We start from the raw sequence: 24,814 nt of genomic DNA, 5'->3' as shown, positions 1-24,814 counted from the left end.
CGTCGACTAGAACGCGTTCTGTTCGCAACTGCATGCGCACTAATACACGCAGGTCACTCGCATCCGAGAGCGACTACGGCTTGTTACATTGTGGGCACAGTTCATGGCATCGAGGGGATAGCGCGTGACCATCACCAGTGTGACGACCGACGTCGTCATCGTCGGATTCGGCGCCGCCGGCACCTCCGCCGCGATCACCGCCCGCGAACACGGCGCCGAGGTCATCGCGGTGGATCGGGCCAACGGCGGCGGCGCCACGGCGATCTCCGGGGGCATCATCTATGCCGGCGCAGGGACATCGGTCCAACTAGCCGCCGGCGTGCAAGACACCCCCGAGCAGATGCTGGACTACCTGCGCCTGGAAGTCGGCGAGGCGGTCAGCCCCGACACGCTGCAGCGCTTTGTCGTCACCAGCCCGGAGATGATCGACTGGTTGCAACGCCACGGCGTGCCGTTCAACCCGGGCCTGTGCCCCTATAAGACGTCGTTTCCGAACAACCGCTACTACCTGTATCACTCCGGCAGCGAGAACGCCGGCGTCGCCCGTGCGGTGACGCCGCCGGTGCAGCGCGGCCACCGCGCCTACGGCAAAGGCACCTCCGGCAAGAAGATCTATGTGCCGCTGGCCGAATCAGCACGCAAGCTCGGCGTGGACTTCCGGCCGCACACCAGGGTCACCGCACTGCTGCAGGACGCGGCCGGACGGGTGACCGGGGTGCGGGCCCTGACGATGGGGCAGGCGCCGCGGCGCATCCAGCGGCGTTACGCCGGGCTTGCCGCGATCTCGTCCAAACCCGGTGTCTACTACCCCCCGCTGCGCGCCGCGATGGAGCGTCGGTTGCGGAAGCTGGAGCACCGCTACGCCCGTCCCATTGAGATCACCGCTCGCCGCGGAGTGATCATCTGCGCCGGCGGCTTCATCGCCAACACCGAGTGGCGCAAGCGCTACGCCCCGGAATTCAACGGCGGCCTGCCGCTGGGAACCAGCGGCGACGACGGCAGCGGCATCGCGTTGGCGACCAGCGTCGGCGGAGTGCCCGACCGGATGGACAATGTCTCGGCGTGGCGGTTCATCACTCCGCCGAGCGCGTTCATCTCCGCGGTCGTCGTCGACGAGAAGGGCGACCGGGTGATCGACGAGACGCGCTACGGCGCGGCGCTCGGGCAGGCCTTGGTGAAAAACCATGGCAGCAAGGGCTGGATCCTTGCCGACGCCACCCTCATGGCCGAGGCCCGGCGCCAGCTGCTCACCCAGACGCTGTGGTTCCAGCGCGCCCAAGCCGCGGCGTTGATGTTCACCGGTGCGGTGCGCGGCAAGACACTGGCGGACGTCGCCCGGTGCGCCGGGATCGACCCCGACGGCCTGCGGGCCACCGTCGCCGCGCACAACGACGCCATCGACTCCGACACCGAGGACCCGGCCGGAAAGCCGGCCGAGTTCCGCCGCCGCATTGACAAGGCCCCGTTCACCCTGCTGGACATCTCGGTGCGGCCCAACGTCTTGCTACCGACCCCGATGCTGACGTTGGGCGGGGTGCGGGTCGCCGAGGACACCGGCGCAGTCGTCGACGCCGAGGGCACGCCGATCCCCGGGCTCTACAGCGCCGGCCGCACCGCTATCGGCGTCGCCTCACACTCATATGTCAGCGGACTGTCGATCGCCGACTGCATCTTCGCCGGCCGCCGCGCCGGAGCCAGCGCGGCCGGTAGCTGAAGCCGCGGCCGGCTCGATGAGGTCGCGGAAGCACGACGCGGGGCAGCTGGCTGCGCCCGCAGCGGTAACCCGATCAACCAGCACGGCATCCGATGTCACCACTGTGATGTCGTGCGGCCGCTCGTCGGCTCTAACCAACCGGACGATCTCGTCGTCGGCAGAGTTGGCGGCGGCCCGCGGCGCGGCGGCGATCTCGATGACCTGCGAGGCAAGCGGCGGTGACGGCGGCTTCTCGAACACCACGGTGACGCGCTGGTTCTCCGCCGTCGCCCACTGTTCGAGCTGGCGGGTCAACCGGACCATCGCCGCATCACGGTCCTTCCACCAGCCGTCCGGGCGGGAACCGATTACGTTCATCGCGTCGACGATCCAGCGCACCCCTCCGACGGTACGGTGCAGCCATGAGCCCGCGCCACGACGATGCGGAGCGTAGCGACGAGGAGGAGGGGCGCCATGAGGCCGCGCCACGACGATGCGGAGCGTAGCGACGAGGAGGAGGGGCGCAGCGCCATGAGCCTGGTCACCTATGAATGCGAAGACCATGTCGCGACCATCACCCTGAACCGCCCTGACGCCCGCAACGCCATCAACGGCCCGATGCGCACTGATCTCAACGCCGCCTGGGAGGCGTTCCGTGCCGACGAGGACGCCTGGGTGGGGATCCTGACCGCCACCGGCGACGTGTTCTGCGCCGGCGCGGATCTCAAGGACTCCGAGGGCGCGGTCGGTACGTTCGCCGGCACGTTCTGGGAGAAGCCCACCATAAACTCGTTCGAGTCCGGTATGGAGCTTTTCAAGCCGACCATCGCTGCGGTGCACGGGCCGTGTGTCGGCTACGGTCTGACCGGACTGCTGTTCTGCGACTTCGTGATCGCCAGCACCGAGGCGGTGTTCCGCTTTCCAGAGGTGCGCCTGGGGGTGCCCACCATCGTCGGAGCGATCCGGCTGCCGCAGCGGGTGGGCTGGGCCAATGCGATGGAGCTGTTGTTGACCGGAGAGCCGATGAGCGCGCAACGCGCCAGGGAAATCGGCCTGGTGTGGAAGCTGGTGGAGCCCGACGAGTTGCAGGCCACAGCCCAGTCCTGGGCGCGCACCCTGACCAAAGCCGCCCCGCTGGCTCAGCGGGCCACCAAGGAGGTGGCGTGGCGCAGCGACGGCATGAGTTGGATCGAGGCGGTCCGCTTCGGGGAGACCATGCGCAAGGTCGCCGGGGCCACCGAGGACGTCGCCGAGGGACTGCAGGCGTGGCGCGAGCAGCGCCCGCCGCGCTGGCGGGGCCGCTGATTCAGGCCGGAATCAGCCCGTCGCGGCGGGCGCCGGCATGGCCCGCTCGACGGCATCCGGCACGACCGGCGGGACGGTCGCCGCGGCCGCGACACACAGGTAGGCCACCGTGAAGCAGCCGACCGTGTACCAGAGACTTCCCACCGGGTCGCCGTTGGCGGTGACACCACCCACCGCGTCGAAATAGGCCGGCAGCGCCGTCAGCCACAGCACCGCCATGACCGATAGATATACCGCGGCGTAGCGCACCATCAACGGGTTGTCGTGGCGCCCGTCGATGATCAGGTTCAACCGCAGCCGCCGCCACTGTGCCACGAGCACCGGAACGGCGACCGCGATGATGACCAGAAGCTCTGCGGCATAAGCGATGCCCAACAGCCTGCCATCGGTTGCGGCGCCCAGCAGTGTTGCCGGCAGCGGCAGGATGCCGGTTCCCAACGATGCCAACAGGCCGACGACCACGGTGCGCAGCAGCACCTGCGGCCCGCTGAATCGCCTGCCCTCGTCGACGTGGCGCCCCACCAGCAGTTGCGCGCAGAACGCCAGCGACGCCGGCCACAGCGCCGCGAAGACCACCACGCTGCCCATCGGGACGGAGGTGAACATCGGCTGATTCAGCGGGTTGTCCACCGACCACTCCCACCAGCGCAGCTGCGGGCCGAGGTGGTCGAAGATCTCGTAGAAGGCGTGGTGGACGAACCCCACGCACACCGCGCCGACGACGACGCCGTAGCGGCGAAAAACCCCCAGGATCCGGACGATCTCGAACGAGACGGTCGCCATCATCGGATAGATCGCGATGATGTACAGCGGCAGCCGTCCCCACAGAAAATCGACGCTGAACACGTTGTGGGCGAACATGGTGTCGACATGCTCGGCGATCCCGAACGCCGCCGGAAAGTACAGCGGGGGCTCGATGATCAACAGGTAGGCGATCGCGCCGAACCACAGCGTCAGGTTGGTGGCATCCCCGTGGCGTCGGAATCGGTTGATGGCGTAGACCAGTGCCAGCACCGCCCCGACGATGACGGTGATCTCCAGGACCGGCAGCGTCCAGTTCTCCAGCTGCAGCGGGTTGCGGAACTCGACCAGCCCGCCGGCCTCCGCACAGGAGAAGCCCAGCGATTCGGCGAGCCGCTCGAAAGTCGGGGCACACAGATCAGACATCAGGCGCTCTTCTCCTCGGCGGTGTACCACTTGGTCACGTCGTAGCCGTCGGCGTAGCGGGTGAACCACTTCTCGGCCAGGACGGGGATCTTCTCGTGCGCCGGTTTGTGATTGGGCAGCTGACTACGCACGATACCGGTCACCGCGGTGAGCATCTCCCCTTTCGGCAGATGCTTGAAGGCGTCGACCACCGGCCCCTGATCGGCCGGCCAGCCGAATGGAATGCGCCGCCGCCAAGCCTGTTTTCCCCGATAGGTGGTGAACAACGACAGCGCGTCGACCTTGCGGTCGACCAGCGGGACATGCTTGTTGAATCCCAGGCAGGCCACCTTGATGACGCTCATCACGTGCTTGAAGATCGACGGCGCCATCCGCATCCGGTACCAGGGATCGTCAATGACATGGTCGTAGATGATCAACGCCGAACTACGGTGCTCGACCTCTTCGACGAAGTGCCACAAGAACAATGAGGCGACGCGGTCATCCCCGGGCGCGAACAGCGTGTCGTCGTGATCCAGCATCAGCTTGAAGACCGGGGTGAAGGTCGCCTCGAGGTCGGCGGTGTAGGCCAGCCGATAGGCCAGCGACTTCTCGGCGGTCATCTTGTCGAACATCGCGTTGCACTCGTCGACGGTCTCCTTGAGGGCCGGGTAGGCCTTGACCAGTGCCTTGGCGTGGCCGCGGTGGGCCATGGAGTGCTGACCCTCCTGGCGGACGAAGGCGTCGGCCTCCTCGGCGACGGCCGGGTCGGTGATCAGCGGCATGGCCTCGGTGATCATTCCGCCGATCATCTTCTCGAAGCCGATCGCCAGCAGCGAGACCGCATTGGCCATCGACGAGAACGCCGGGTTGGCCTCGTTCCACAGGAACGGCACGGGATGATCGGCGAATGCGAACCGCAACTTGCGCACGATCAGGTCGGTCATGGCCACCCCTACTATCACCATACAAATGAACGTCTTGACGTATGATTGTTCGATGTTCGCCGGTTGTCAAGGGGGTCGTTGATGGCACGCCGACGTGGCTGGGGCGGTAACCCGCCCCACAGCGACGAGGAAGCGAGCCGGCGGATCATCGCCGCGGCCGTCGACCTGGTCGCCGAGACGGGTGCGGCGGTGTCGCTGGCCGATGTCGCCGGCTCGCTGGGCGTCATCCGGCAGACCGTGTATCGCTACTTCCCCACCGCCGACGCCCTGATGCGCGCCGTGGCGATCGCCTCGGTCGACGACTTCCTCGACCGACTCACCGACCACGTCCGGGGCATCCATGACCCCGCCGACGCGCTCACCGAAGGCACGCTCTACACCCTCGATGCGGTGGCCCGCTCTCCGCACCTGGGCGCGATGCTGTCGTCGACCTCCCCGCTCAACCGGGAAATGACGTCCGAGGAGTCCCTGACGTTGGGAATGCGCATGGTCGACCGGTTCGACGTCGATTGGGCGCAACATGGCTACGACGCAGCGAGCCAGCGCGAATTGGTCGAGTTCACCCTGCGCGTGATGTTGTCGTTCATCGTGGCCCCCAACGACCCCGACCGCTCCCCCGATGAGCTGCGCCGGTTCCTGCGCCGCTGGCTGGGCGAAGCGGTCGCCGCCCAGCGCAGCTCGCCCCGCCGGTAACACGGCTCGCATATCGCCGCGCACCGATTCGGCTGAATTGATACCCCAGGGGGTATTGTGGGGAACGTCGGTCGCGTCGAGGGAGGTAGCGGAGATGGCCAGCATGTTCACAATCGCAAAGCGGGCCTGGGTGCCACTGGTCGTCACCGTGGCCGCGGTCGCCGGAACCGTGGCAGTGGTCAACCTGCGCGGCGCGTTCGGATCCGACGAGATCTTCCACTGGGACGGCAGCGGCTCGGCGCCTATCGCCTCTATCAACGAAAAGCGGGTCGTATACGAGGTGTTCGGCCCCGACGGTGCCGCGGGCGGGGTCAGCTACCTCAACGAGGAGATGCGGCCCGTGCAGGCGACGTTCGCAGGACTGCCGTGGAGCTACACCATCACCACGACGAATCCTGCCGTGATCGGCACCCTGGTGGCACAAGGTGACAGTGACGAGATCGGTTGCCGCATAACCGTCAACGGCGCCGTCAAAGACGAACACGTCGCCACCGGGCACCACGCCCAGGTCTTCTGTCTGGTCAAAGCGGCATGAGCGCCCACGGTGACGCCCGCCCGGGGTACATGCGCCTGGTTCGCCTGCTTTCGTGGCCGTTGATCATCTTCTGGTTGCTGGTGACCGTCGGCCTCAACGTGCTGGTTCCGCCGATCGAATCGGTCGCGCGCGAGCACGCGGTGACGATGTCCCCGCAAGACGCGCCGTCGCTGATCGCCGCGAAGCGCATCGGCGCGAAGTTCGAGGAGTTCGACTCCGACTCGATGATCATGCTGGTGCTCGAAGGCGAGACCGAACTCGGACCGGACGCCCACCGTTACTACGACACGCTGATCGAGAAGCTGTCCGCCGACCCCGAGCACATCCAGCACATCGCGGACCTTTGGGGCGACCCGATCACCGCCGCCGGCGTGCAGAGTAGCGACGGCCGTGCCGCGTACGCGCAGATCAACACCGCCGGCGACCAGGGCAGCACCCTGGGCAACGAGTCGGTCGACGCCGTCCGCAAGATCGTCGCCTCGGTGCCCGCCCCGGACGGGGTCAAGGCCTACGTCACCGGACAGGCGGCGCTCACCACGGACATGACCGAGGCAGCCGACCACAGCATGCTCAAGATGATGGGCGTGACCGGTGTGGTCATCATCATCATGTTGGCGCTGGTCTATCGGTCCTTCTCCACCGTGGCTCTGGCACTGGTGATGGTCGGCTTCGAGATGGGCACCGCCCGTGGGCTGGTCGCGTTGCTCGGCAACGCCGGCCTGCTCGGCTTCTCGACGTTCGTGGTCGCCATGCTGTCGTCCCTGGCGATTGCGGCCGGCACCGACTACGCGATCTTCCTGCTCGGCCGATACCACGAAGCCCGCCGCGCCGGGGAGGACCGCGAAACTGCCTGGTATTCCATGTTCCGCGGCACGTGGCATGTCATCTTGGGATCCGGGTTGACGATCGCCGGAGCCTCGTTATGCCTGCACTTCGCCCGGCTGTCCTACTTCAAGGCACTCGGCATTCCGTCGGCCGTGGGGCTGCTGGTGGTGATCGCCGGCGCGCTGACCGTCGCCCCCGCCATCGTTGCGGTCGCCAGCGGGTTCGGCCTGCTGGACCCCAAGCGGGCGGAGAAGCAACGCGGGTGGCGGCGCATCGGCACCGCCAACGTCCGCTGGCCCGGTGCGGTGTTCGTCAGCGCACTGTTGGTCACCCTGGCCGGAATGCTCGTCGTGCCCGGCATGAAGATCAGCTACAACGACCGCTACTACATCCCGTCCGAACTGCCGGCGAACGTCGGCTACGACGCCGCCGAACGGCACTTCAGCGCTGCCCGGATGAACCCCGATGTGTTGATGGTCGAGGCCGATCATGACCTGCGCAATTCGGCCGACATGATCATCTTGGACCGGATCGCCAAGAACATCTTCCGCACCCGCGGAGTGGAGCGGGTTCAGAGCATCACCCGACCATTGGGCAGCCCAATCGACCACACCTCGATCCCGTTCCAGGTCAGCATGGGCACCGTGCCGATCCAGCAGAATCTGCAGTTCATGGACGACCGACTGGCGGACATGCTCAGGATGAGCGACGACCTGGGTGCCACCGTCGAGTCCATGGAGCGGCTGCGGGATCTGGTCGCCAGGATGGACTCCACCACCGAGCGGATGACCGCCGACATGGTGACGATCAATGCGACCGTCGATGAGATCCGAGACCACATCGCCGATTTCGACGACGTCGTGCGTCCGGTCCGCAACTATTTCTACTGGGAGCAAAACTGTTTCAACATCCCGGTCTGTCATGCAGTCCGGTCGGTGTTCGACGCCTACGACGGGATGGACAAGTTCAGCGAGAACATGGCACCACTGCTGGCCGACATGGCCGACATGAACGCGGTCATGCCACAGATGGTCGGGCAGTTCGAGCCGATGATCGCGGTGGCGAAATCCATGCGGGCCAGCCTGCTCTCGATGCACTCAACCTTCTCCGGACTGCTGACCCAGATGTCGCGGATGACCGACACCGCCACCGAGATGGGCCGGGCCTTCGACGCCTCCCAGGCCGACGACTACTTCTATCTGCCGCCGGAGGCCTTCGACAATCCGGACTTCCAAAAGGGCCTGCAGCTCTTCTTGTCGCCGGACGGCACCGCGGCCCGGTTCATCGTCACCTATGACGCGGATCCGGCCACGCCCAAGGGCATCTCTTTCGTCGAGCCGATGCTTGCCGCCGCCCACGACGCGGTGAAGGGCACCCCGCTGACCGGCGCCAAGTTCTATCTCACCGGAACCGCGGCGGTCTACAACGACATCCAGTCCGGTTCCACCTACGACATCCTGATCGTCGGGGTGGCGGCAGTAACGCTGATCTTCATCGTGATGCTGCTGCTGACCCGGGCGCTGGTGGCATCCGCGGTGATCGTCGGCACGGTGCTGTTGTCACTGAGTGCGGCGTTCGGGCTGTCGGTGCTGGTGTGGCAGCACCTCTTCGGTCTGCCGCTGAACTGGATCGCGCCGGTGTTCGGTGTCATCATCCTGCTCGCGGTGGGATCGGACTACAACCTGCTGCTGGTCTCCCGCTTCCAGGAGGAGATCGGTGACGGCACCAAGACCGGGATCAAGACCGGGATCATCCGGTCGATCGGCGGAACCGGATCGGTGGTCACCGCGGCGGGCCTGGTGTTCGCGTTCACGATGATGTCGATGGCGGTCAGCGATCTGTACTCGATCGGCCAGGCCGGCAGCACGATCGGGATCGGGCTGCTGTTCGACACCCTGATCGTCCGGTCATTCCTGACCCCGTCGATCGCCGCGTTACTCGGCCGCTGGTTCTGGTGGCCCAGAAGGATTCACAAAGTTCAGTCGGCGGCGACTACCCGGCTGCCGGTGACCGCGGAATCACCGTAGGACGAAAGTCGTACTGGGTGGCCGTGGCGCCGAAACCGCCACGGCCGCCCAGGTTCCCGAACGGCACCATCGGAGGAATCGCCGACCCGGGCCCCGCCCCTGCCGGAGCAACAGCGCCGGTAACCGCCAGCGCCGTGGCCGCCGGAGCGGTGGCCACCCCCATGCCGGTCCAGGCCGGCGGCACCGACAGTGCCCCGATCGAGGCCGCCCGGCCCAGGCCGGCCGTGGCAGCCTGCCCTCCGGTGAAGCCGGTCAGGGTCACCGAACCGGCGGTACCGGCCGCCGCGGCCGGGGCAGCAGCCAGGCCAGCGGCAGCGCCCTTGGCTCCGCTGGTCCCGGTCATCAGCATCCGCATCAGCATGCTCATCGGCATCATCGCCATCCGCAGCGGCATGGTCAGTGAACTGAGACTGGACAACGATGCCGTCGAGGCACCCGACGATGTCTCGGTCGCCGGCGTTGCCAGGCTCTGTAACGCCGCTGGCGTGGTCGAGATCAGCTGCGGCCCCCGAATTGATCTCCGGCGGCAAGACTCCGAAATCCATTTAGGAAGGCTAGCTAGCTATTTTTGGTGCCCCACATGTCCCGGCTGTGCGCCCGCTGTGCGGGGCGCGGTGGCGTCGCCGGATGCCCGGCGCTGATCCAGCGCGCCCGAGAGGTACTGCTCGCGGCATGCCGTACGCCCGAGTTTGCCGCTGGTGGTACGCGGGATGGCCCCGGCCGGCACAAACCGGATGTCGGCGGCGGTCAACCCGTGTACCCGGGACACCTCGGCGCGGATCGCCGCGACCGCCGGCGCGGGATCCTTCCGGCCGGTACCAGTGGCGCGCTCGGCGACGATCACCAGCCGATCGGCCTGATCTGCCGGGACGGCGAACGCCACCGCATACCCGCCACGCACCATCGGCGAGGCCTGCGCCACCGTGGCCTCGACATCGTGCGGGTAGTGGCTGCGCCCGTCGATGGTCATCAGCTCCGCGGTCCGGCCGGTCACATACAGCTCGCCATCGAGATAGAACCCCAGATCGCCGGTGCGCAGCCAGGCGCCGTCGATCGGCGCACGCTCGGCGTGACTGCCGTGTGACAAGCGGCGCTGCAGCAGAGCGCCGAAGACCCGCCGGGTCTCGTCGGGCCGGCCCCAATAGCCGGCAGTCACGTTGGCACCATGCAGCCAGATCTCGCCGATACGGCCGTCGGGCAGTTCCTGACCGGCATCGGCGTCGACGATCACCGCCCACTGGCTGCGGGCAACCCGGCCGCACGACACCTGAGCCACCGCATCAGGGGCGCCGGCGGTGACCGGCACCGCACGGCCCGCACCGAGTTGCTCGCGCCCCAGGTGCAGCACACTCGCCTCGGCGTCGGGGTCGATCGTCGCCACGAACAGCGTGGCCTCGGCGATCCCGTAGGACGGCTTGATCGCGGTGCGCGGCAACCCGTACGGGGCGAATGCCTCGTTGAACGCCGTGATCGCCGACATACTGACCGGCTCGGATCCGATGATCATCACCACGTTCGACAAGTCGAGGTCGGCGCCCGGCGCGGGCAGGCCGCGCTGGGCGGTCAGTTCGTAGGCGAAGTTCGGTGCGGCGGTGACCACCCGGCCATGTCGCGATGCGTCGGACAGGGCGTTGATCCAGCGCTGCGGTCGGCGGATGAACGCCGTCGGCGACATCAGCGTGGAGTGTCCCCCGTAGACCGCGGGAAAGCCGATCATCGACAGGCCCATGTCATGGTAGAGCGGTAACCAGCTGAGCCCGTGCGTGTTTCGGTCCAGCATGTCGATAGATAGGATCATCTGCAGCAGGTTGGTTCCCACCGAACGGTGGGTCACCTGCACACCGATCGGCGGCCGGGTGGCACCCGAGGTGTACTGCAGGTGCGACACGGCGTCGACGTCGATGTCGACCGGCAGGAATGCTGCACCGACCGAGTCCGGGACCTCATCGATGACGACTACGTGCGGCTGCAGCTGCTGCGGCAACTTGGCCAGGAAATCCTCGACGATGCGCTGCGCAGCGGACGTGGTCAGCACCGCTGCCGGGGCGGCATCGCGCAGCGCGGTGTCGAGCCGCTCGGCATGCCCGGGCAACTCCGGGGCGAACAACGGCACCGCTATGGTGCCGCACTTGATCGCCGCATAAAACCCGGCGACATAGTCGAGTCCCTGGGGTGCCAAGATCGCCACCCGGTCACCCGGGGCGGTGACCTCCTGCAGTCGGGCTCCGATGGCCCGCAATCGGTCGCCGAGTTGCGTCCAAGTCAGTTCCACCGCCCGGCCCTCGAATGGACCGGCGTAGTCGAGGTAGCGGAAGGCCACCGCGTCGCCGACGTTGGCGATGTTGCGGTCGATCAGCGAGATCAAGGTGGCATCCGGCGGCAAGATGATGCCCCCGTCGGCGTCCAGGCACTCCTCGATCTGCACCAGGCCCGTCATGCCCCGCAGTCTAAGTGGCCGCGAAACCGCGGCCCGGAAGCATCCGTGGTGCGGCGTGGTTGCAGCTAAACGATGGGTTGCGCAGACGCGGCCTGTCGCTTCCCGCTTTTTCCCCGTGACCGCAAAGGACGCCCACCACGATGGAGTTAGGCATACATTTCGTCGATTTTCAGCCCGGTGACCCGGCCCGGCTCGGACCGGTGCTGGCCGGAGCCGCCGCCGCGGCCGAAGAAGCCGGCGCAGCGATGTTCACCATGCAGGACCACTTCTTTCAGATGGAACAACTCGGCCGCGCCCAGGATCCCTTTCTGGAGTGCTACACCGCACTGGCCTTTGTCGCCGGTCAGACCCGCAGCATCCCACTCGGTGTGCTGGTGACCGGGGTCACCTATCGCCACCCCGGCGTACTGGCCAAAACCGCTGCCACATTGGATGTTTTGTCGGGCGGCCGCTTCATCTTCGGTCTCGGGACCGGCTGGTACGAGCGCGAACACGCCGGTCTCGGTGTGCCGCTTCCGCCACTGAGCGACCGATTCGAGATGGTGGAAGAGACGCTGCAGATCTGCAAGCAGATGTGGAGTGCAAACGACGGACCGTACCGCGGCAAGCACTACCAGCTGGCCGAGACCATCTGCGAGCCGCGGCCGACAACGCAGCCACCGGTTCTGATCGGCGGTGGCGGCGAGAAGAAGACGCTGCGACTGGCCGCCCGCTATGCCGACATATGGAACCGCAACGGCACGGTGCTGCGGCCCGACGATCTGAGCCGCAAGATCGATGTGCTGCGACGCCACTGCGATGAAATCGGCCGCGACCCGGCTGAGATCCGCAAGACCGTCGGTCTGTTCGCCGACCCGTTCACCGATCTCGACGACTATCTGCGGACCGTGGACTACTGCGCCGGCTTGGGTTTCGACCTCGTCCACACCGGACCGCTCCCGGGCAACCCCGACCCGATCGGCTTCGTACGCCGACTCGGCGACGAGTTGGCACCCAGGTTGGCCCAGATCGGCTGATGCACCGGCGGCTCCGCTATTCCGCGCTCCCGCCATGCCGGGTATTCACTGCGCAGACAGCAGGCAGGATGAGCGTGTCGATGACGCTCCGGATGAACTTCGCGTCGACGCTCTGACCGTTGATGGCCCGCATCAGGCCCATTCCCGTCAAGGCGTCGGCGATCAGCGACCAATCCCGATCGTGCGCGAGCTCGCCGCGCGCCACCGCCTGTTGCAGGATGGCCGTCACCATGCGCCTGCCCTTGAGGATCATCAAGTCGTCGAGGGCTGCGGTGAGGTGTCGATCATGCATCGCCTCCATCGCCACCCGCAGGATCAGATCGTTGGGGATCCGCTCGCTGTCGTTGCGCGCCACACGGTCGACCAGCGCGTCGAAATCACCGGCGAGGCTGCCGGTATCGGGGGCATCATCGTCGATGAGGTCGGGCCGCCAGTACACCAGCGCATCGGTGATCAACGCGGCTTTCGACGACCAGCGGCGGTATATCGCGGCCTTGCCCACTCCGGCTCGGGTCGCGACGTCGTTCATGTTCGTGCCGCCATAACCGTTCTCCGTCAACGCGGCCAGCGCGGCATCGAGAATCGCCGCGTCACGCGAGCGATCGAGCCGACCGTCGGTGCGTCGGCGCAGGTTCGATCTCGTGACTGACCTATGGGCCGACCCGGCGACCGACACCTCCATCACCAGCTTTCATGATCGGTTCGCGACACTCACGCGGTTGTTGTCGGTATGGGCGCGGTGTCATCACCGCGCTCCGCCGGCCTCAATTCGGGTCCGCTAGAGCCATGCCCCGTGATCTCAAAGGTGTTGAGCGGCCACCAGAACCAACGACCCAACGCCGCAGCAATCGATGGCGTCATGAACGCCCGCACCATCAACGTGTCGATGATCAGGCCGATACCGATAGTCGTACCGAGCTGGCCGACGACGCGCAGGTCACTGACGATCATCGCCATCATGGTGAAAGCGAACACCAGGCCGGCGGCGGTGACGACGCGTCCGGTGGCCCCCACGCCTCGGATGATGCCGGTGTTGAGCCCGGCGTGTATCTCTTCTCTGAGTCGCGACACCAGCAGCAGGTTGTAGTCCGAACCCACTGCCAGCAGGATCACCATCGACAACGGGATCACGATCCACTGCACGCCCAGGCCCAGGATGTCCTGCCAGAGCAACACCGATATTCCACACGCGATCCCCAGCGACGCAGCGACCGTGCCGACGATCACGACGGCGGCCACCACGCTGCGGGTGATGATCAGCATGATCGCGAAGATCAGGATCAGCGACGCGATGAGCACGATCATCAGGTCGATCACGACACCGTCCTGCATGTCGGCGTACAGCGATGCGGTACCGGCGATCGAGACTTTCGCGCTGGCCAGCGGGGTGCCCTTGAGGGCGTCCGCGACGACATCTTTGAGGTCCCGGACGTGTGCGATGCCGTCCACCGAGGCGGGGTCGCCCTGGTGGGTGATGATCATCCGGACCGACTTGTGATCCGGCGACATGAACATCTTGATGCCACGCTTGAAGTCGGGATTGTCGAACACATCCGGCGGCAGATAGAAGAAGTCATCGCTCTTGGCCTGATCGAAGTACAGCCCGATCTCGGTGGCGCCCTTGGCCAGTTCCTGTTGTTGGGCCTGCGTGCCGGCCATGGTGCTGTGAGTCGCGATCATCATGTCGTGCATCTTGTTCATCGAGTCGATGTTCTCCCGCAGCACCGGCAGCATCTGCGGCATCAACTCGTCCAGGCGATCGATGTCGATGGTGAGACTCTGGATCTGTTCCGCGAGTTGGTCAATACCGTCCATGGTGTCGAAGATCGACCGGAGCGACCAACAGATCGGGATGTCGTAGCAGTGCGGCTCCCAGTAGAAGTAGTTGCGAAACACCCGGAAGAAATCATCGAAATCGGCGATGTTATCTCGCAATTCAGCGGTGGTGTCGGCCATCACGTGCGTCTTGCCCGCCATGCTGTGGGTGGTTTCGCTGGTCTCCTTCATGATCGTGTACATGCGTTCCAGGCTGGCGGCGGTCTTTGCCATCTCGTCGGCCTGTTCGAGCAGTTGCGCCGCGTTGTCGTTGTTGAACTTCGCGGCCTGCAACGTGCCGGCATTCTGCGCGCCGAGCAGGAACGGGATGGAGCTGTGCTCGATCGGTGAGCCCAGTGGGCGGGTGATGGTCTGCACCCGGTCGATGCCCCGCATCCGGAAGACGTGCTTGGCGACCTTTTCGATCACCAACATGTTCGACGGCGTACGCAGGTCATGATCGGTCTCGAGCATCAACAGTTCGGGGTTCATCCGAGCCTGGGAGAAATGCCGGTCCGCGACGGCCATGGCCAGGTTGGCGGGCATATCGGCGGGAGTGAATTTCTGGTCGTTGTACTGCGGCACATAGGTCAACAGGCTGACGAAACCCACGACGGCGACCATGCCGGTCAGCAGGATGATCGGAATGGGCCAGCGAACCGTGCTGGTTCCGACCTTGCGCCAGTTGCGCGTCGAGAGATTCTGTCTGGGGTCGAGCAGTCCGAACCTCGATGCCACGGTGAGCACCGCCGGCGCCAGCGTCAGTGCTGCGGCGATGACCACCAGAATGGCGATCGCGCAGGGCGGCCCCATGGTCTGGAAGTAGGGCAACGTCGTCATGCCGAGGCACATCAAGGCGCCGACAATGGTCAGCCCGGACCCCAGGATGACGTGCGAGACGCCGCTATAGGCGACATAGAATGCGTCATCGCGCTCAAGGCCGTTCGCTCTCTCCTCGTGATACCGGCCGAGGAGAAAGATCAGGTAATCGGTTATCGCGGCTATGGACAACATCGTCACCATGCTCACCGCATACGGGGTCAGTCCGACGATGTTCACGTTGCCGGCCGCGGCCGTAACACCCATCGCGGCAAACAATCCCAGCCCGATGACAAACATCGACACCAGCATCGTGACCACCGAGCGGTAGATGGTCAGCAGCATCACGATGATGATGGCGACAGACACCAACTCCAGCCTCGACATACTTTGATGCCCGGCGACACTGGTGTCGGCATTGAGGACGGTGTTACCCGCAACGTGGGCCTTGATACCCGGCGGCGGGTCGACCGAGGCGACGATGTCACGTACGGCGGCGACCGACTCGTGGCTTTCGGTGGTGCCCTGCGAGCCGTCGAGGAAGATCTGCACGTAGGCGGACTTACCGTCCACACTCTGTGAGCCCGCCGCGGTCAGCGGATCGCTCCAGAAGTCCTGAACGTTCTGAACGTGCTTGTGGTCAGCCTCGAGCTTGGCGACGATCTCGTCGTAGAACTTGTGCGCGGCATCGCCGAGATGGTCCTCAGACTCCAGCACGACCATCGCCGTGGAGTCCGAATCGTACTGCTGGAATACCTTGCCGATGTTCAGCATCGCCACGTACGACGGTGCACCCGTGGGGCTGATCGGGACCGACCGGGTGGCAGCGACCTTGCCCAGTGACGGGACCACGGTGCCCAGCACGACCGCGACGAGCACCCAGAACAGGATGATCGGCACCGAGAAGATCCGAACCATCCGGCCCAAGAAAGGTCGGTGCGGGCGATGCGGCGCCGCGCCGGGGTCGCTCATACCGACTTCACCAGGCAGTAGATGAACGGTTTGACGGTGTCGGTGCTGGTCCGGTCGTCGCGCACCTTGTCGTCGACCGTCACCCGGCACCGAAGGTCACTGACATGGCGATCACCTTGAGCGATGATGTTGGCCGACATCGACGGTAGCGTCGTCACGATCGTGAACGACCAAGGCAGTGAGGCGTTTTCGATCAGATTGGGTTGGCCGTTCTCGTCAAGGTAGTTCAGGTTCGCGGTCCCGCCCGTCCCGGTGACCTCATAGGTGATGTGCTTCGGATTGAAGTTCTCGGTGATTGCGGAACCCTCCGCCAAGTTCGGGCCTTGGTGGCCCAGGGTCGCGCGAATGCGGACAATGGCATACCCGCCCAGCGCGACGACGACCACCAGCAGCAGAGGAATCCAGAACCGCCTCAACACTCGAAACACCCGGCGTGCGCCTCCGCTCTTTCGTCTGGCCCGGACACGGGACGGACCGACTCAGCCGAGAAGATCAACTCCCCCACCCATGCGGAACCCGAGTTCCGTCACCGCGACGGTCGTTAGATTACCTCACTTGTGGGCATGGCCTGCGACAAAAGCTCCGACCGGCCGGACCGATGAGATCACATCGACGGTTCGTGCAGCGCCAGGCTGACGAAGACGTAACCCATGCAGATCAGCAGATTCAACGCGGCGAGCATCAGCCCGGCCACGATGAGCGCGTGCACCAGGCGGCGCCGGTTGCGCCGCGCCCGGGCCATCCGCTGTTCGCGTTGGATCGCCGTCGCGGCGAGTGCGAAGGTGTAGTCGATCGACTCCGCCGACGCCGGCGGCGCGCCGGCCATCATCTCGCGCAGCCGGGCTGCCGGGATCTGTACGCCGACGCCGGCGAAGCGGCGATTCATCCGCCGCGCCCCCCAGCGGCCGACCGGTCGGACCACCGAAGCGATGCGCTGCGGCGGCTGATCCCACGGGGTGTCCCAGCGGCCTGACCGGGCCGTCATAACTGTTAACCATAGCCACGAACGCAGTCGAATCCACCTGCTTCACGCAAGTTCCGGGGCATCGTCCGCGGCGTACGGAAGATGTATGGCGAAACTGCGCTATCCCACAGCCAGCGACGGCACAATACTGGGGAGTAACACGTGCGAACCCCGCGGTTCAGCGAGGCTCGACGAAGGAGAGCCGAAGCTGGAACCGCCGCACGAACCGGCGCGAACAGGAGCGTAATTCCATGACGACCATCGAAACGACCACGGCGGCGAGCGCACCGGTCCAACCAGATGTCGACGCCGACGTCGCGGCGATACAGCAATACTTCGACAGCCCACGTTTCGAAGGCATCACCCGCCTCTACAGCGCCCGCCAGGTCGTCGAGCAGCGCGGCACGATCCCCTCCGACTACATCGTGGCGCGCGAAGCAGCGACGGCGTTCTACGCCCGGCTGCGTGAGCTGTTCGCCGCCAAGAAGAGCATCACCACGTTCGGCCCGTATTCGCCGGGTCAGGCAGTGGTGATGAAGCGGGTGGGCATCGAGGGCATCTACCTGGGCGGGTGGGCCACCTCAGCCAAGGGGTCCATCACCGAGGACCCGGGACCCGACCTGGCCAGCTACCCGCTCAGCCAAGTGCCCGATGAGGCGGCCGGGCTGGTGCGTGCCCTGCTCACCGCCGACCGCAACCAGCACTACCTGCGCCTGCAGATGACCGAGGAGCAGCGCGCCGCCACCCCCGCCGTGGACTACCGGCCGTTCATCATCGCCGACGCGGACACCGGTCACGGCGGTGATCCTCACGTACGCAACCTGATCCGGCGTTTCGTGGAGGCCGGTGTACCCGGCTACCACATCGAGGATCAGCGTCCCGGCACCAAGAAGTGCGGCCACCAGGGGGGCAAGGTGTTGGTGCCCTCCGACGAGCAGATCAAGCGGCTGAACACCGCCCGCTTCCAGCTGGACATGATGGGGGTCCCCGGCATCATCGTCGCGCGCACCGACGCCGAGGCGGCCAACCTGGTCGAGAGCCGCGCCGACGAGCGTGACCAGCCGTTCATCCTGGGCACCACCAATCTGAAGATCCCGTCCTACAAGGCCTGTTTCCTGGCGATGACGCGCCAGTTCTACAACTCCGGGATCACCGAGATCAACGGTCACCTGCTCTACGACCTGCCCGACGGCGAGTACGCCGCCGCCGACGCCTGGCTGGACCGCAGCGGCATCAGCGCGTTGATCACCAAAGCCGCCGAGGGCTGGAGCAGTGACGGCCGGCAGCCCGTGGATGGGCTCTACGACGAGATCGAATCGAAGTTCGTCGAAGCCTGGCAGAACGACGCCGGACTGATGACCTACGGCGAAGCCGTCGCCGAGATGCTCGAGTTCGCCGAACGCGAAGGCGAGCCACGCGACATGACCGCCGCGCAGTGGCGCGAATTCGCCGAGCGCGCACCGTTTTACACCGCCCAGGCGAAGGCCGCCGAGTTGAACGCCGACTCCGGCTGGGACTGCGAGCGGGCCAAGACCCCCGAAGGCTACTACCAGGTGCGCGGCGGCATCCCCTATGCGATCGCCAAGTCGCTGGCCGCCGCGCCGTTCGCCGACCTGCTGTGGATGGAGACCAAGACCGCCGACCTCGACGATGCCCGCCAGTTCGCCGATGCCGTCCACGCCGTGTATCCCGACCAGATGCTGGCCTACAACCTGTCCCCCTCGTTCAACTGGGACACCACCGGCATGACCGACGAACAGATGCGGGCCTTCCCCGCCGAGCTCGGCAAGATGGGGTTCGTTTTCAACTTCATCACCTACGGCGGCCACCAGGTCGACGGGGTGGCCTCCGAGGAGTTCGCGGCCACCCTGCTGCAGGACGGCATGCTGGCGTTGGCCCGGCTGCAGCGCAAGATGCGGTTGGTCGAGTCGCCCTACCGAACCCCGCAGACGCTGGTCGGCGGGCCGCGCAGCGATGCCGCGCTGGCCGCTTCGTCCGGCCGCACCGCTACCACCAAGGCGATGGGGGCCGGCTCCACCCAGCATCAGCACCTGGTGCAGACCGAGGTGCCCAAGAAGTTGCTGGAGGAATGGCTGGCCTTGTGGGCCGAGCACTACCAGATCGGCGAGAAGCTGCGAGCGCAGCTACGGCCGACTCGTCCCGGGTCGGATGTGCTGGAGCTCGGGATCTTCGGCGACGACGACGAGAAGCTCGCCAACGTCATCGTCGACCCGATCAAGGACCGGCACGGCCGCAGCATCCTGACGGTGCGCGACCAGAACACCTTCGCCGAGAAGCTGCGGCAGAAGCGGCTGATGGATCTGACCCACTTGTGGTTGATCCACCGGTTCAAGGCCGCGGCGGTGCACTACGTCACGCCCACTCAGGACAACCTGTATCAGACCGAGAAGATGAAGGCGCACGGCATCTTCAGCAGCGTGCACCAGGAGGTCGGTGAGATCATCGTCGCCGACGTGAACCAGCCGCGCATCGACGAACTGCTGGCACCGGACCGGGAGGCGCTGGGCAAGCTGATCCGCAAGGAAGACTGAGCGCGCCTGCCGGGGCGGAGCCGGCTACTCCGGCCAGCTGTTGCCCAGGATGGTTTCGACGAAATCGCCGCGGACGAACGACGGGTCGTAATGTGCGAGCACATCGGCGTTGACCGTGCCGAACGTGCTCTCCGGGCGGTGTTTGAAGCCATCGGTGAACGCCTGCAGGATCCGGCGCTTGAAGTCGGGCCGTGGATGCGCGGCGGTCACCGCCGCCAGCAGGTCCGGTGCCAGATCGTCGCGGCCGATGCCGAGCACATCGGTTTCCACGCCGGCGGTGACCAGCGCGATCTCCGGGTCGAGGAACTCCGGGATGTTCGGGGTGGTGTGCAATGCGATGCCCAGCCAGACCGTGCGGGCATCGGCTTCGTCGACGCCGCGCTCGAGCAGGAAGTCCCGGGCGGCGTTGGCGCCGTCAACCTCGAAGCGCAGCGCGGACCCGTGGTAGCGCTCGGTCAGCCCCAGGTCGTGAAACATCGCCCCCACGTAGAGCAGTTCCAGGTCTGGGGTCAGTCCGCGGCGTTGCCCCTGTAGCGCGCCAAAGAAGAACACCCGCCGAGAATGGTGATACAGCAGATCGTTCTCGACGTCGCGGATGTAGTCGGTTGCCTCCCGCACCAGCGCGGTGTCGGGGATCGCTATCCCGGCAACGGTCTCCAGGGCTGCACTCATCGCTGCGGCTCCTTTCGTTTCGGCGTTCGACTCAGCCGGCAAGGCTTCCGCCGCCGTCTGCCCGGACGATCTGCCCGGTGATATACCCGGCGTCCTCATCCAACAGGATGCAGATCGCATGTGCGATCTCCGCCGGCTTTCCGACGCGACGCATCGGAATGTTCTGCAGGAAAGCCTTTTCCCGCTCCGAGCCGACCGGGCTGCGCTCACGGTACATCTCGGTCTCCGTGGGGCCGGGTGCCACCGCATTCACGGTGATACCTGTCTCGGCGAGTTCCCGCGCCCAGATCCGGGTGCAGGTTTCCAGCGCGGCCTTCGCCGCCGCATACGGTGTCCGTTCCGGGGTACCCAACGTGGTCAGGCTCGTGACGTTGACGATGCGGCCCCATCCGCGGTCGATCATGCCCGGCAGTACCGCCTGGACCACCTGCACCGCCGTGCGCACGTTGAGGTCGTAGGTCTCAAACAGGTGATCGAGGTCGATCGACCCGAGTCGGCCGAAGTGCGCGAAGCCCACGTTGTTGACTACCGCATCGACGTCGCCGTCGGCGACGATGGCCGTCAGAGTGTCCGCGGTTGCCGCACGGTCGGCCAGGTCCACCGGATAGAACGGCCCCGGGAAACTCTCGGGTGCGGTGCGGGCGATCCCGATCGGTTGAAATCCGCGCGCGGCGAGGCGGTCGGCGAGCGCCCGCCCAATTCCCTTGGAGGCGCCGGTGATCAGCACTCGTCGGTCGGGCCTGTTCTCGGGCATCTGTGCTCCTCTCAACAACACTTCGATCCGATTCTGGTCGCGCGGCCGGCGATCCAGCCATGGCAGATGCGCCGTAGTTCCCACAGAATGCGACGCTGGGCTGCGATCAAGAGCGCACGGCCCAGGCGGTAGGTTCCTACCGCCTGGGCCGTGGTGACGGACCGGACTGCCTAGATGTCCAGACCGAGGAACGCATCCCCCGGGTCCATCAGCGCGGAGGCGTCTAAGCCGCCGAACAGCACGCTGAGGTCCAGGTTCCCCAACGGCGTCACCAAGATGTCCGTAACGGTGCCCTCGGCGCCGTCCAGACCCGGGATTGCGGTGTAGACGTTGGCGAAACCGCCGCCGAAGTTGAGCACGTCGTACACCGAGCCGATCGCGGGCAGGTCCGCAGTGTCCACCCCGGTGGCGGCGGTGACGCCGTCGACGGTGAACGCGGTGTTGGTCAGGCCCAGCAGCTGAGTCACGGTCTCCGCGGTGTGCACGCTGCCGAGCTGTTCGGCATCGGCTCCGGTTCCGTCGTAGACGTGGAAGCTCTGCGGTGCCACCTGTAGCAGTAGCGAGGTGCCGGGGAAGGTGGCGACACCGCCGCCGAGATTGAGCAGCGGCGGCGCACCGATGGTCTGGAATACCGGGGTGAAACCCTCCGTCGCGGTGTCACCGGACCCGGTGAACGGATCGAAGGTGGTGTCGCCGATGCTGAAAGCATCCTTGCCGATGGCCGTGTCGGCGAATCCGGTGAACGCATCACCGGGGTTCAGCGGGCCCGCCACATCGATACCGCCGAACAGTGAGCTGAGGTCCATGCTCCCGAACGGTGTGATCAGGGTATCGGTGACCACGCCGTCGGCTCCCGGGGTGGCGGTGTAGATGTTCGTGAAGCCGCCACCGAAGTTGAAGGCGTCATACACCGTCCCGGCAGCCGGCAGGACGTCGGTGCTGCCGCCCTCGACCGCGGTCGCGCTGGCGACGACCAGCTGGGTGTTGGTCAGCCCCAACAGGCTCGTCACGTGCTCGGAGGTGGCGATGGTGCCGACCTGCGTGGCCGCATCACCGGAACCGCTGTAGACGTCGAAGCTTTGCGGAGCCAAGATGATTCCGCCGTTTGTGGCATCTCCGATCGAAGCGCCCCCGATGTTCAGGAACGGCGCGGCTCCGGTCAGCGCTGCGACGGGAGCGAAGCCCTCCGTTATGGATCCGCCGGTTTTGGTGAACGGGTCGAAGGTGAACCCGCCGATGGCAAAGGCGTCCTCGCCCCCGCCGGACGCGCCGGCTTCCAGCTCGGCGAAGGCGTCGCCGGGCTGCAGCGGAGCCGCAGCGTCGATACCGCCGAACAACGGGGTCAGATCGAAGTTTCCGAACGGCGTCACCAAGGTATCCGTGACGGTGTCCGGGCCGTCGTCGGCGCTCACGATGGCGGTATAGACGTTCGCAAACCCGCCACCAAGGTTGAACACGTCGTACACCGATCCGACCGTCGGTAGGGACACATCGGTCGCCGGCGGCGCGCCGACGACGGTGAACTGGGTATTGGTGAAGCCCCCCAGGTTCGCCACCACCACACTGGTATTGATGCTGCCGAGATCGGTGCCGTCGGCAGGGTCGAACACCTCGAATTCCTGACCAGCCATGGGCCCGCCGAATGCGAATCCCCCACCCAGAGTCAACAGGGGCGGAGCGCTGGTGAGCGGGTGAATCAGGGCGTAACCCTCCTCGTCACCGTTGACCGGGTCGAAGGTGAAACCGCCGATCGTGAACGCGTCAGCTCCCGTCGCGCTGGGAGCAACCGGTGCCGGTTCGGTGACGTCGGCCAAGGCTGCAGCCTCGACGCCGTACCGGCCGGCGGTCAGCGCCACATCCCGACGAATCTGGGCTATGTCGATCCCGCTCGCAGGCAGAGAGCACACGACGACGCTCGCGCTTGCGGCCGCGGCGCCGGCGGCGACGCACAACCGGATCCGGGCCACCGGCCCCCCGGTGATTGCGCCTGGTTGACAGAACAACTGCATGACTTCTCCTCTGCTGAGCGGGGTTACGTCGGCACGGCACCGAGCGCCGTGGCCGCCCCGTGGTCTTACCAAAGCGGCGATGCCCAGGCGTGTCTGCGACGCGCGGCATGTACACCAGACGCGCATCGGCGGCGCGGCGGCCGTCGATGCCGGCCCGCGATGTCGGCGGTTGTGGGAAAGATGTCGCATCGGACCCAGTTCGTGCGCCACACCGAAGCGGACACTGCTGGGGTGACGGCACCTCCGACATCCATTCCTGACTCGATCGCGCACCGATTGGGCTTTGCCCCGGAACGCCGCCTCGCCACGTCGGACGGGTCGCTGTCGGCAGCGATCTGGCGGTTCTGCAACAGACCGTCCTATGAACTGTGCCGCAGCGCAGATCGGAACATCGACGTCATCGCGATGCCGATCAGCGGACGCCACCACCACACCTACTTCGGCAACGGCCGGCTGAAATGGAGCCGTTCGCACCCGCCATTTCACCTGAACATGGTGGTTGCCGGCGAGCAACCGCGCGGAGTGTTCGTCTCTGACCAGCCGTTCACCTATCTGCACGTCTATGTACGGCACGCCCTGGTCCAGCAGCTGGCCGTGGACAGCGGCGTGCTGGCCGTCGGCCGGACGGTGACCCTCATCGACCCGATGTGTTCCCACGATCCGTTCGTCGAATTCGTCTTCCGGCAGCTGCTGCGTGAGATGAGCTGTGGCGACCGGATTTCGCGGACGATGCTGGCTGCCTTGGGCCAGCAACTGATCGCCGGTCTGCTGCGACGACATTCGAGCGTTTCCGGCTCGCAGGCCCTCTCCCCCAGAGTCGGTGCCGGCTACCATGATTGGCGCCTCCGCCGCACCATCGAATACCTCGAGACGCACCTCGCCGACGACCTTGACCTCAGCGAGATCGCTGCGTCAGTGCGCCTGTCAGTGCCACGCCTGGCCGCACTCTTTCGCGATGCGACCGGCGAGCCACCGCGCCGCTGGCTGATGAACCGCCGCTTCGCGCGAGCGTGTGAACTGCTTGCGGCCTCGTCACTGAGCATCACCGAGATCGCTCACCAATGCGGATTCGCCAGTTCCCAGCATCTCGCCACGGTGATGCGACGGCGGCACGCGATTACGCCGAGCGACTTCCGCAGCCAAGTGCAGGGATCACAGACCTACCAGGACCGTCGTTGAAAGGAGTTGCGAGATGCCCATCTATCAGTGCTACAGCCCGGCCGGGCTGCTCAGCGGGCCGCAAAAGCGCCGAATCGCCCAGGAGATCACTGCGATTCACACGGAGCAGACGGGTGCGCCCGAGTTGTTCGTCAATGTGCTGTTCCACCAGATCGCCGACGGGGACTGTTTCGTCGCCGGTAAGACCGCCGCCCACTCGTACCTTTTCGGGCTGATCCGCCACGGGCGCGATATCGACACCCGCCAGCAGATGCTGCGTCAATTCTCACGGATGTGGACAGCGATCACCGGGCAACCGGAGTCCGAGTTTCTGGTCGCGCTCACCGAAGCCGACTCGGCGAACGCCATGGAAGCCGGGTTGGTCCTGCCCGAACCCGGCCAGGAGACCAGGTGGTTCGCCGAAAACCAGACCCGGCTGTCCGAGCTGGGTATGACGACCTGACAGCCGTCGTCA

General features: G+C 66.1%; 20 protein-coding genes and 1 pseudogene. 9 read left to right on the top strand and 12 right to left on the bottom strand.

What is annotated here, in order from left to right:
- The first annotated feature begins 124 nt into the window (after positions 1 to 124).
- Complete coding sequence (locus ACAG20_RS03080) at positions 125 to 1,714, top strand: FAD-binding protein (RefSeq protein WP_370491489.1); 1,590 nt, start codon at positions 125 to 127, stop codon at positions 1,712 to 1,714.
- On the opposite strand, the gene ACAG20_RS03075 is transcribed toward ACAG20_RS03080, so the two are convergent.
- On the bottom strand, positions 1,637 to 2,092 hold the full coding sequence (locus ACAG20_RS03075; RefSeq protein WP_370491488.1) for an NYN domain-containing protein: 456 nt from the start codon (positions 2,090 to 2,092) through the stop codon (positions 1,637 to 1,639). The genes ACAG20_RS03080 and ACAG20_RS03075 overlap by 78 nt on opposite strands.
- A 132-nt stretch (positions 2,093 to 2,224) precedes the next feature.
- Here ACAG20_RS03075 and ACAG20_RS03070 point away from each other — a divergent pair, with 132 nt between their 5' ends.
- Complete coding sequence (locus tag ACAG20_RS03070) at positions 2,225 to 2,998, top strand: enoyl-CoA hydratase/isomerase family protein (protein ID WP_370491728.1); 774 nt, start codon at positions 2,225 to 2,227, stop codon at positions 2,996 to 2,998.
- A 12-nt stretch (positions 2,999 to 3,010) separates the two neighbouring features.
- Here the strand turns inward: ACAG20_RS03070 and ACAG20_RS03065 are convergent, their stop codons facing one another.
- Positions 3,011 to 4,165: a hypothetical protein gene (locus tag ACAG20_RS03065; RefSeq protein WP_370491487.1), complete on the bottom strand. Its 1,155-nt coding sequence runs from the start codon at positions 4,163 to 4,165 to the stop codon at positions 3,011 to 3,013.
- On the bottom strand, positions 4,165 to 5,091 hold the full coding sequence (locus ACAG20_RS03060) for a metal-dependent hydrolase (RefSeq protein ID WP_370491486.1): 927 nt from the start codon (positions 5,089 to 5,091) through the stop codon (positions 4,165 to 4,167). The genes ACAG20_RS03065 and ACAG20_RS03060 overlap by 1 nt, the downstream gene beginning before the upstream one ends.
- 81 nt (positions 5,092 to 5,172) lie before the next feature.
- Here ACAG20_RS03060 and ACAG20_RS03055 point away from each other — a divergent pair, with 81 nt between their 5' ends.
- From ACAG20_RS03055 to ACAG20_RS03045, 3 genes are all read left to right on the top strand, one after another.
- Entirely contained in the window at positions 5,173 to 5,784 is a 612-nt protein-coding gene (locus ACAG20_RS03055) for a TetR/AcrR family transcriptional regulator (RefSeq protein ID WP_370491485.1), read from the top strand.
- Between the two features lie 103 nt (positions 5,785 to 5,887).
- Entirely contained in the window at positions 5,888 to 6,319 is a 432-nt protein-coding gene (locus ACAG20_RS03050) for an MmpS family transport accessory protein (RefSeq protein ID WP_165824895.1), read from the top strand.
- Positions 6,316 to 9,171, top strand: a complete 2,856-nt coding sequence (locus tag ACAG20_RS03045; RefSeq protein ID WP_370491484.1) for an RND family transporter — start codon at positions 6,316 to 6,318, stop codon at positions 9,169 to 9,171. The genes ACAG20_RS03050 and ACAG20_RS03045 overlap by 4 nt, the downstream gene beginning before the upstream one ends.
- Here ACAG20_RS03045 and ACAG20_RS03040 read toward each other — a convergent pair.
- Both ACAG20_RS03040 and ACAG20_RS03035 read right to left on the bottom strand, forming a co-directional pair.
- Complete coding sequence (locus ACAG20_RS03040) at positions 9,137 to 9,589, bottom strand: PE/PPE C-terminal domain-containing protein (protein WP_370491483.1); 453 nt, start codon at positions 9,587 to 9,589, stop codon at positions 9,137 to 9,139. The genes ACAG20_RS03045 and ACAG20_RS03040 overlap by 35 nt on opposite strands.
- A 216-nt stretch (positions 9,590 to 9,805) precedes the next feature.
- Positions 9,806 to 11,608 (bottom strand): annotated as a pseudogene (locus tag ACAG20_RS03035) (fatty acyl-AMP ligase); the annotation flags it as partial.
- Positions 11,609 to 11,748: 140 nt separating this feature from the next.
- Here ACAG20_RS03035 and ACAG20_RS03030 point away from each other — a divergent pair.
- Complete coding sequence (locus ACAG20_RS03030) at positions 11,749 to 12,624, top strand: LLM class F420-dependent oxidoreductase (RefSeq protein ID WP_085259381.1); 876 nt, start codon at positions 11,749 to 11,751, stop codon at positions 12,622 to 12,624.
- A 16-nt stretch (positions 12,625 to 12,640) separates the two neighbouring features.
- Here the strand turns inward: ACAG20_RS03030 and ACAG20_RS03025 are convergent, their stop codons facing one another.
- The 4 genes from ACAG20_RS03025 to ACAG20_RS03010 all read right to left on the bottom strand — a co-directional run bounded on the left by ACAG20_RS03025 (position 12,641) and on the right by ACAG20_RS03010 (position 17,215).
- On the bottom strand, positions 12,641 to 13,306 hold the full coding sequence (locus tag ACAG20_RS03025; protein WP_112683708.1) for a TetR/AcrR family transcriptional regulator: 666 nt from the start codon (positions 13,304 to 13,306) through the stop codon (positions 12,641 to 12,643).
- A gap of 29 nt (positions 13,307 to 13,335) precedes the next feature.
- Positions 13,336 to 16,230, bottom strand: a complete 2,895-nt coding sequence (locus tag ACAG20_RS03020) for an RND family transporter (RefSeq protein ID WP_370491482.1) — start codon at positions 16,228 to 16,230, stop codon at positions 13,336 to 13,338.
- The gene (locus ACAG20_RS03015) at positions 16,227 to 16,649 is read right to left on the bottom strand and encodes an MmpS family transport accessory protein (protein ID WP_370491481.1); all 423 of its coding nucleotides are present in this window, start codon (positions 16,647 to 16,649) and stop codon (positions 16,227 to 16,229) included. Before ACAG20_RS03015 ends, ACAG20_RS03020 begins: the two co-directional genes overlap by 4 nt.
- A 185-nt stretch (positions 16,650 to 16,834) precedes the next feature.
- On the bottom strand, positions 16,835 to 17,215 hold the full coding sequence (locus tag ACAG20_RS03010) for a hypothetical protein (protein WP_370491480.1): 381 nt from the start codon (positions 17,213 to 17,215) through the stop codon (positions 16,835 to 16,837).
- Between the two features lie 230 nt (positions 17,216 to 17,445).
- Between ACAG20_RS03010 and aceA the strand changes: the two genes are divergently transcribed.
- On the top strand, positions 17,446 to 19,746 hold the full coding sequence (gene aceA / locus ACAG20_RS03005; RefSeq protein ID WP_370491479.1) for an isocitrate lyase ICL2: 2,301 nt from the start codon (positions 17,446 to 17,448) through the stop codon (positions 19,744 to 19,746).
- 24 nt (positions 19,747 to 19,770) lie between these two features.
- Here aceA and ACAG20_RS03000 read toward each other — a convergent pair whose 3' ends face one another.
- The 3 genes from ACAG20_RS03000 to ACAG20_RS02990 all read right to left on the bottom strand — a co-directional run bounded on the left by ACAG20_RS03000 (position 19,771) and on the right by ACAG20_RS02990 (position 23,181).
- Positions 19,771 to 20,418 carry an HD domain-containing protein gene (locus ACAG20_RS03000; protein ID WP_370491478.1) on the bottom strand — a complete coding sequence of 216 codons (648 nt, stop codon included), beginning with the start codon at positions 20,416 to 20,418 and terminating at the stop codon, positions 19,771 to 19,773.
- A 31-nt stretch (positions 20,419 to 20,449) separates the two neighbouring features.
- On the bottom strand, positions 20,450 to 21,172 hold the full coding sequence (locus ACAG20_RS02995) for an SDR family oxidoreductase (protein ID WP_370491477.1): 723 nt from the start codon (positions 21,170 to 21,172) through the stop codon (positions 20,450 to 20,452).
- Between the two features lie 170 nt (positions 21,173 to 21,342).
- Positions 21,343 to 23,181 carry a hypothetical protein gene (locus ACAG20_RS02990; protein ID WP_370491476.1) on the bottom strand — a complete coding sequence of 613 codons (1,839 nt, stop codon included), beginning with the start codon at positions 23,179 to 23,181 and terminating at the stop codon, positions 21,343 to 21,345.
- Between the two features lie 201 nt (positions 23,182 to 23,382).
- Here ACAG20_RS02990 and ACAG20_RS02985 point away from each other — a divergent pair, with 201 nt between their 5' ends.
- A complete protein-coding gene (locus ACAG20_RS02985) occupies positions 23,383 to 24,360 on the top strand; it encodes a helix-turn-helix domain-containing protein (RefSeq protein ID WP_370491475.1) in 978 nt (325 codons plus the stop codon).
- A gap of 13 nt (positions 24,361 to 24,373) precedes the next feature.
- The gene (locus ACAG20_RS02980) at positions 24,374 to 24,802 is read left to right on the top strand and encodes a tautomerase family protein (protein ID WP_370491474.1); all 429 of its coding nucleotides are present in this window, start codon (positions 24,374 to 24,376) and stop codon (positions 24,800 to 24,802) included.
- Positions 24,803 to 24,814 lie beyond the last annotated feature (12 nt).

Source organism: Mycobacterium sp. pW045 (genome assembly GCF_041287085.1).
Lineage (GTDB): Bacteria > Actinomycetota > Actinomycetes > Mycobacteriales > Mycobacteriaceae > Mycobacterium > Mycobacterium algericum_A.
This window is presented reverse-complemented; position numbering and strand designations above follow the sequence as displayed.

Coding starts and splice junctions, on each gene's coding strand:
- ACAG20_RS03070 (WP_370491728.1), top strand. CDS start 2,225: ATGAGCCTGGTCACCTATGAATGCGAAGACCATGTCGCGACCATCACC.
- ACAG20_RS03065 (WP_370491487.1), bottom strand. CDS start 4,165: ATGTCTGATCTGTGTGCCCCGACTTTCGAGCGGCTCGCCGAATCGCTG.
- ACAG20_RS03060 (WP_370491486.1), bottom strand. CDS start 5,091: ATGACCGACCTGATCGTGCGCAAGTTGCGGTTCGCATTCGCCGATCAT.
- ACAG20_RS03055 (WP_370491485.1), top strand. CDS start 5,173: ATGGCACGCCGACGTGGCTGGGGCGGTAACCCGCCCCACAGCGACGAG.
- ACAG20_RS03050 (WP_165824895.1), top strand. CDS start 5,888: ATGTTCACAATCGCAAAGCGGGCCTGGGTGCCACTGGTCGTCACCGTG.
- ACAG20_RS03045 (WP_370491484.1), top strand. CDS start 6,316: ATGAGCGCCCACGGTGACGCCCGCCCGGGGTACATGCGCCTGGTTCGC.
- ACAG20_RS03030 (WP_085259381.1), top strand. CDS start 11,749: ATGGAGTTAGGCATACATTTCGTCGATTTTCAGCCCGGTGACCCGGCC.
- ACAG20_RS03025 (WP_112683708.1), bottom strand. CDS start 13,306: ATGGAGGTGTCGGTCGCCGGGTCGGCCCATAGGTCAGTCACGAGATCG.
- ACAG20_RS03020 (WP_370491482.1), bottom strand. CDS start 16,230: ATGAGCGACCCCGGCGCGGCGCCGCATCGCCCGCACCGACCTTTCTTG.
- ACAG20_RS03010 (WP_370491480.1), bottom strand. CDS start 17,215: ATGACGGCCCGGTCAGGCCGCTGGGACACCCCGTGGGATCAGCCGCCG.
- aceA (WP_370491479.1), top strand. CDS start 17,446: ATGACGACCATCGAAACGACCACGGCGGCGAGCGCACCGGTCCAACCA.
- ACAG20_RS03000 (WP_370491478.1), bottom strand. CDS start 20,418: ATGAGTGCAGCCCTGGAGACCGTTGCCGGGATAGCGATCCCCGACACC.
- ACAG20_RS02995 (WP_370491477.1), bottom strand. CDS start 21,172: ATGCCCGAGAACAGGCCCGACCGACGAGTGCTGATCACCGGCGCCTCC.
- ACAG20_RS02990 (WP_370491476.1), bottom strand. CDS start 23,181: ATGCAGTTGTTCTGTCAACCAGGCGCAATCACCGGGGGGCCGGTGGCC.
- ACAG20_RS02980 (WP_370491474.1), top strand. CDS start 24,374: ATGCCCATCTATCAGTGCTACAGCCCGGCCGGGCTGCTCAGCGGGCCG.